General features: G+C 64.6%; 6 protein-coding genes. 4 read left to right on the top strand and 2 right to left on the bottom strand.

Annotated elements, in window-relative coordinates:
- Positions 1 to 264, bottom strand: a 264-nt coding sequence (locus tag K940_RS0119885) for a helix-turn-helix domain-containing protein (protein ID WP_028478935.1), incomplete at its 3' end; no start/stop codon positions are given.
- Positions 265 to 596: 332 nt separating this feature from the next.
- On the opposite strand from K940_RS0119885, the gene kynU reads away from it, so the two are divergent.
- The gene (kynU, locus tag K940_RS29460; RefSeq protein WP_036529424.1) at positions 597 to 1,853 is read left to right on the top strand and encodes a kynureninase; all 1,257 of its coding nucleotides are present in this window, start codon (positions 597 to 599) and stop codon (positions 1,851 to 1,853) included.
- A gap of 82 nt (positions 1,854 to 1,935) precedes the next feature.
- Here the strand turns inward: kynU and K940_RS0119875 are convergent, their stop codons facing one another.
- Positions 1,936 to 2,703: a hypothetical protein gene (locus K940_RS0119875; protein ID WP_028478934.1), complete on the bottom strand. Its 768-nt coding sequence runs from the start codon at positions 2,701 to 2,703 to the stop codon at positions 1,936 to 1,938.
- A gap of 443 nt (positions 2,704 to 3,146) precedes the next feature.
- Between K940_RS0119875 and K940_RS29455 the strand changes: the two genes are divergently transcribed.
- The 3 genes from K940_RS29455 (at position 3,147) to K940_RS29445 (ending at position 6,811) form a co-directional block, all read left to right on the top strand.
- Positions 3,147 to 4,301 (top strand): serine hydrolase, encoded by a 1,155-nt coding sequence (locus tag K940_RS29455; protein ID WP_036529399.1) that lies wholly within the window; start codon positions 3,147 to 3,149, stop codon positions 4,299 to 4,301.
- 404 nt (positions 4,302 to 4,705) lie between these two features.
- Positions 4,706 to 5,818: an AMP-binding protein gene (locus tag K940_RS29450; RefSeq protein ID WP_081706508.1), complete on the top strand. Its 1,113-nt coding sequence runs from the start codon at positions 4,706 to 4,708 to the stop codon at positions 5,816 to 5,818.
- Between the two features lie 117 nt (positions 5,819 to 5,935).
- The gene (locus K940_RS29445) at positions 5,936 to 6,811 is read left to right on the top strand and encodes an IS5 family transposase (RefSeq protein ID WP_036529397.1); all 876 of its coding nucleotides are present in this window, start codon (positions 5,936 to 5,938) and stop codon (positions 6,809 to 6,811) included.
- The last annotated feature ends 34 nt before the right edge of the window (positions 6,812 to 6,845 follow it).

Here is a 6,845-nt window from a genome sequence, read left to right as displayed (position 1 = left end):
CTCGTCGCCCAACCCGTCCAGCCGCCGCTCGAGGAACCGCTTACGCCACTTACCCACCGTCGGAAGCGAAACACGCTCCCGCGCCGCGACATCCGTATTCGACAACCCCTCCGCACACGCCAGCACGATCCTCGACCGCTGCGCCAACGCCTGCGCCGACTTCCGCCGACGCACCCACCCGGTGAGCACCTTCCGCTCCTCCTCGGTCAACACCAACGGCTGTCTCGGACGTCCACGCTCGGCCACAACCACAAGCATCGTCATCCCGGGATCCAGCCGCACGCCGACACGCCGCCTATACAGAAAATAGATAATAAATTCCTGGCGCGGCACACTAGTAGATCTGTTCGTAGTGGTCGGCCTAGGACTTCGGCGAGCTGGCGTGCGCTGGTGGCTGCATACCCTCGCTCACTGTCATGGGCTGTGGCGATGCGGTTCAGCTCGTTGAGCGGGCCCACCATCGACCCGTGGAAATAACCATGGGCAACAAGGAATTTCAAGTCATCCGCGACGCGGCGCGAGTTCGGACCGACTGCCAGGGTCGGGACGCCAGCCACGCGAACCGCTCCTGCGGTACTGTGCGCATAGGAGGTCCCATGGAAGGTCGGATCCCGCGCATGGTGGCTGAGCAATTGGATGCTGCCGATCCGTTGGCCGAATTCCGGGATCGCTTCGTCCATGCCGATCCGGAGTTGATCTACCTGGACGGCAATTCGTTGGGCCGGTTGCCTGCGGCCACGACGGACCGGCTACGCGGCGTTGTGGAGGAAGACTGGGGCAGTGGGTTGGTGGGGTCGTGGCGAGAATGGATCGACTGGACAGCACGGCTCGGTGACCGCCTGGCGCAGCACGTACTCGGTGCTCGGCCCGGCGAGGTGGTGGTCTCGGATTCGACGTCGGTCAACCTGTACAAGCTGGCCTGCGCCGCCTTGGATGCAGCGCCGAGACGCGGAACGGTCCTGATCGACGCCGAAGACTTCCCGACCAATCGGTACGTCATGCAAGGCATTGCCGAGCAGCGCGGTCTGCGCCTACGCCAACTCTCCTCCGACATCGACGGCGGCCTCGACCTCGACGTGCTGCGCTGCGCGCTGACCCCAGATGTCGCTGTGGTGGTGTTGTCGTTGGTGTCCTATCGCAGCGGGGCGCTGCTGGACATGGCGGAGGTGAACGAACTGGCCCGCACTGTCGGCGCGCGAGTCGTGTGGGACGTGTCCCATGCGGCAGGAGCCGTCCCGATCGACGTCACCGCGACCGGCACGGAACTCGCCGTCGGGTGCACCTACAAATACCTCAATGGGGGGCCGGGTGCACCGGCGTTTCTTTATGTCTGCCGTGAGCTGCAAACTCGATTGCGGCAGCCGATCTGGGGATGGTTCGGGCAACGTGAACAGTTTCAGATGGGTCCCGACTACGATCCGATGCCCAGCATCGAACGGTTCCTGGTGAGCACGCCGCCGCTGCTGTCGCTGGCAGCGCTCGACCCGGCCCTCACCGTGATCGAGGAGGCCGGTATGGCCCGAATCAGAGAGAAGGGGTTGCTGCTGGGTCGATTGGCCGACGATCTGGTGGACACCATGCTCACTCCCCTGGGCTTCGTACCGGCTTCACCGCGGTCGCCATACCGTCGCGGCTCGCACGTGTCGCTGTACCACCCGCATGCCTGGCAGATCTGCCAGGCATCGGCCGAGGAGGCGAAAGTCGTCTGCGACTATCGGGTTCCGGACCGGCTTCGGATCGGCCTGTCCCCGCTCTACACCCGGTTCACCGACATCTGGGACGGCATTGCCCGCATCCGCGAGGTGACGGTTGGGCAATCCGATACCTCAGACCCGCCGATCCGGCGCGGGTAACCAGAGGTCCGAATCTGCGTTCAACCGGTCGGCAGCGAGACCCGTATTCGGCGACCGGCTCATAGCCAGCCGCCGATACCGCTCACATCCGGGTAGCCGAGCGGCCTGGGGACAGGTTGCGGGTGAAGAACCGGGAGGCGCTGTCGACCTCGAACCGCGGGACCTGGAAATGCCCGCCCGCGTTGGCGTGCAACGTCTTGTCCTTCGAGGCGAAGGCGTCGAACAACGCCAGGCCGGATTCGCGGTCGACCAATTCGTCGTCCCATTGGAGCAAGAACTCGATCGGGACACTGATCCGTGCCGCAGCCTCGGCCAGGGATTCAGGTCCGAGACAACCGAAGACCGCCGCGGTGATCCTGGGTTCGGCCGCGGTCAACGGCACCCCGATCCCGGTGCCCTGCATGATGCCCCAGAAACCGACCGGGCCTTCGGGGCCGATCTGCGGCAGTCCCTGCAAGGCGTCCAGGGTGGTCGTCCATTCCGGCACTGCGCGTTCGGCCAGGTAGGTGTGCACACCGGCAATGATCGATCCGATCGGCTCGCCCGCCTTCAGAGCCTGCTGCAGGACGGCGATGCGCTGCTCGAATTCTGCCGTTCGGGGACGGTCGCCGTGTCCGGGCGCGTCGATGGCGGCGACGGTGAAACCGCCGGTTGTCACGAAGTGACGAGCCCGGACCACGATTCCCGGTGCACGCTTGTGTTGGCCACCACCGTGTGCCATCAACACGAGAGGCATGTGATCGCAGTCGGATGTGGGCGAGAACAGTACTCCAGGGACCTCACCCACGGTGAAGTCGCGTTCAACGACACCGTTCGACCATATCTCCGCAGTGAAATGTACAGAATGCATAGCTCGTTGCCTTTCGGGATTGCCTTGTTCGCGGCGCTCCCGGCGACAGCTACGTCAATCGCCCCACCGTGAAGAGAATGGGGAGCACCCAAGTGATACAGCGTTGATGGGTCTCACCTCCTCATGTGATGTCACGGACCTCGGCACGCTACCAGCCCACACGGCAGCGCCACAACCTGGTGAGCGCATCAGAAGAAGTTATGAGCTACGTCATAGATGGGTCTTCCTGTGGAACGCTTCACCTTCCGGGGCATGACGTTTCGACAAACCAGTCGACCGATAGTCGAAAATTCTTGCAGCGCAGCCGATTCTGGCGCACAGCGAACGAATCACAACCACGTAGGGCACCCTGCTGGACGGATCGGGGTGGGGGGACATCCCCCACCCCGATCCCGGGGTGAAGCCGGATCGCGCCCGGTGGGGACGGAAACTAGCGTTCAACCATGATCTCGACTGTGCGAAAGCGCCTCGCCGTGGCGCTCGGTGTCGCCGCGCTGCTCACCGCGTGCGCCGAGCCTGCCGACCTCTCAGCTGAGGAGCAGTTACGCCAGGACACCGAGGTGATCCACGCCCTGGGTGTCAGCGGTGTGCAAGCCCGCATGATCGATTCCGATGGTCGACAGGCTGTCGCCAGCAGCGGCACCGCCGACCTGAACACCGGCCGCGCGGTCGCTCCCGACGGCTACTTCCGCATGGCCAGTACGTCCAAAACGCTGGTCGCCACCGTGGTCCTCCAACTGGCAGCCGAGGCCACGCTATCCCTCGATGACACAGTCGACCACTGGCTGCCACGCGTAGTGCAAAGCAACGGCAACGACGGCAATCGCATCACGATCCGCCACCTGCTCCAGCACACCAGCGGAATCCGCGACGACCTTCCCGGATACACCACTCCGGAGGAGTATTACCAGCAGCGCTACGACGTCCACAGCCCCGAGCGGCTGGTGGCCCGCGCGATGGCCCACGCACCGGGCTTCCCGCCCGGCGAGGGCTGGGAGTATTCCAACACCGGCTACATCCTGCTCGACATGATAATCCAGCAGGCCACCGGTCGACCTGCCCACCAGGAGATCGAAGATCGTATCGTGCGCCCGCTCGGCCTCGACGAGACTCTGTGGATGGGCACCACGCCTACCCTGCCCGCACCACACGCCAGGGCCTACGAGTTCTTCGGCCCCGGATCCGTAGTGGATGTCACCGACCAGATACCGGTCGCCCGGAACCTTTCGTGGGTCACGACCACCCTGGACGAGAACGACTTCTTCCGCGCGCTGCTCGCGGGCCGCCTCCTACCGCGGCAGCAACTGGCCGAGATGAAGCAGACCGTCCCCGTGAGCGCGGAGTTCCAACAGATGTGGCCCGACGGCCGATACGGGCTCGGCCTGGTCCAACGCCCCCTGAGCTGCGGAGGAACCTACTGGAGCCACGAGGGCGGGTATGGCGGCTACATCACCCTCAACGGCGTCACCGACAACGGCGAGCGAAGTGCTGTAGTTTCCATGTCCGAGGCACGCGGCGACACCCTCGAGCACATCCTGGACCAGGAGAACGCGGCCAGCGCTCTGATCGACCACGCACTGTGTACCGGAGCTCGTTGAACTTGTATTCGGCATGCGACTCCTCCCTGTTGATGTCGACCCGTGGCCGAGAGATCGATTGCGCACTGTCACGCGGCTGCCCATCCGTGATCTGGACTCGGTTCGGTAGCGCTGCCCACGTGTTGGCCGGCAAGACCGTGCATCTGCGGCGGATGAAACCCAGCGGGATCGGCCGCTGGCGCTGCTCACGGCAACCGTGTTCACCTTGTGCGTGGACGAAGACGACTGAAATCGTGCGGCGAGCAATCTGTTTCGCTCTCCGCTGAAGACTCCGCGATTGTGATGCGCTTCACCCAAAGTTCGCAGTCTCGGGGCAATCCATGTGACATAGGCTTGCTACGAAGAGAAGGCACTGGGGGACGGCGTTTCGAGTGCGCGACAACGCGTGCCGTCGAAGGCGAATCATGAGTTCGGATCGACGGTCCATAGTGTCCGGAAATGTACTGCTGGACGGATCGACCGACAATAATCGCCACAACGCCGATCGCATCGCGGTGGAGGATCACACTTCGGGCGTCCACCACTGCTTTGCCGACGTGGGCCGGTTGGCGAGACTAGCGGCACAGCATCTTCGGCGGTGCGGAGTTGGATCTGGTCAACACGTCGTTGTCACACTGCCCCTGGGCATCGATCTGGTGGCCTATTGCCACGGCGCATTCCTCCTCGGCACCGTCCCGGCGTTCCTGGACCCGAACCAGCCTGCGGAGGCATTGGCCCAATGTCTGGCGACGCTCGATCCCAGTGTCTGGGTTTGCAGATCACGTCAGGTGTCCGAGGACATCTACAGTGGTGCGCTCTGCGTGCCGGGCACGGCAGAGCAGGATGCGCCCGCCAGCGCCTCAGATCTCTCTGATAGGCAGTGGGATGCCACCGACACGGTGCTGTTGCTGTATACGAGCGGAACCACCGGCGTGCCCAAAGGTGTGCCGTGGACTTTCCGAGAGCTTGCTTCGCAGATCCGCTATTACCGCCGCGACGAGATCACCTCCGAGTTCTGCCTGTTCCCGCACCTGGCGCTGGTCGCCTTGGCGATGGGACGCAGGGTCGTCTTGCCCGATCTGGCTACCCTGGCTCCGGCGCGGCTCGACATTGCGGCCCTGCACCGGCAATTGACCGAGTCCGACAGTGACTACGTGTTCGCATCGCCGCTCGTGTGGCATCGCCTCATCGAACACATGAGACACCACGACCTTGACGCTCCCCCACTCCGACGAGTCGCCACGGCGGGGTCCGCGATCAGTTCGCGCTTGATCGAGACGATGCAGCGCGCGCTCACCTCGGCAGACGTGGTCATCCCCTACGCCAGCACCGCAGCGCTGATGCCCATCACGCTCATCGGCGCCGACGACCATGTCCACTACTCCAAGTTGAGGACATGGTCGGGCAGAGGCACACCCTTGGGGCAGGTCACATCTGAAATGCACGTCGCGATCATCGCGGCCGACCTGGACACCCTAGGTCGTGTCTCGAAGTCGCGGGCCAGGTCAGCGCCCCTCGGAGTACGGGGTCGGCGGTGAGTTCCTGAAATCTGCTGTCCTGGTTGGAATATGGGCGAGGTCTCCGGTAGAGAAGTTGATCGACCAAGTTCCAACTGAACACCGGAGACCTCATGTGCAGGGTACCGGCCTTCCGCCGTGCCGATCCTCACCGATGCCCAGTGGCAGCGCCTGTCGTCGCTGTTGCCTCGCCCCACACGCCCGGGCCGCCCGCCGAGATGGAGCCGCCGCCGGCTCGTCGACGGGATCCGCTGGCGCGTCCGCTCCGGAGCTCCGTGGCGCGACATCGCGCCCTTCTACGGATCCTGGCAGGCGATCTACGCACTGTTCCGGCGCTTCGAACGCGCCGGAGTCTGGACGTTGATCCTGCGTCAGCTGCAGGCCTTCGCCCACGCCGCGGGTGAGATCATCTGGCAGATCAGCGTGGATTCCACCATCACCCGCGCCCACCAACACGCCGCCGGCGCCCGCCGCCACGACACTCACCGGTCCGAGCCACCCGGTGGTCACCGGACCGAACCCGCCGATCACGCCCTCGGGCGGTCCCGCGGCGGGTGGACCACCAAGATTCACCTCGCCTGCGAACCCGATCTGCGGCCGATGGTGCTGCTGATCTCCGGCGGCCAGGCCGGCGACAACCCCCACTTCATATCGGTACTCGAAGAAATCTCAGTACCCCAACTCAGACCCGGAAGGCCCCGCAGCCGCCCCGATCGTGTCCTGGCCGACAAGGCCTACTCCAGCCACGACAACCGCATCTACCTCCGCAACCACGGAATCCGTGCCACCATCGCTGTCCCCGACAACCAAGTCCGCGGACGCCGTAACCGCGGCAGCGACGGCGGACGCCCTCCCGCCTTCGACCCCGAAACCTACCGAGACCGCAACGCCGTCGAGCGCAGCATCAACCGGCTCAAACACCACCGGGCCGTAGCCACACGCTTCGACAAACTCGCCACCCGCTACCTCGCCACCATCGAGATCGCCGCCATCAACATCTGGCTCGCCCAATAGCAACAGAACTGGTCACGACTTCGAGACACGACCT

It is taken from the genome of Nocardia sp. CNY236 (assembly GCF_000482385.1).
Classification (GTDB): domain Bacteria; phylum Actinomycetota; class Actinomycetes; order Mycobacteriales; family Mycobacteriaceae; genus Nocardia.
Note: the sequence above shows the minus strand (reverse complement) of the source record. Positions and strands in the feature narration are given on the sequence as shown.

Coding starts and splice junctions, on each gene's coding strand:
- K940_RS29450 (WP_081706508.1), top strand. CDS start 4,706: ATGAGTTCGGATCGACGGTCCATAGTGTCCGGAAATGTACTGCTGGAC.
- K940_RS29455 (WP_036529399.1), top strand. CDS start 3,147: ATGATCTCGACTGTGCGAAAGCGCCTCGCCGTGGCGCTCGGTGTCGCC.
- kynU (WP_036529424.1), top strand. CDS start 597: ATGGAAGGTCGGATCCCGCGCATGGTGGCTGAGCAATTGGATGCTGCC.
- K940_RS0119875 (WP_028478934.1), bottom strand. CDS start 2,703: ATGCATTCTGTACATTTCACTGCGGAGATATGGTCGAACGGTGTCGTT.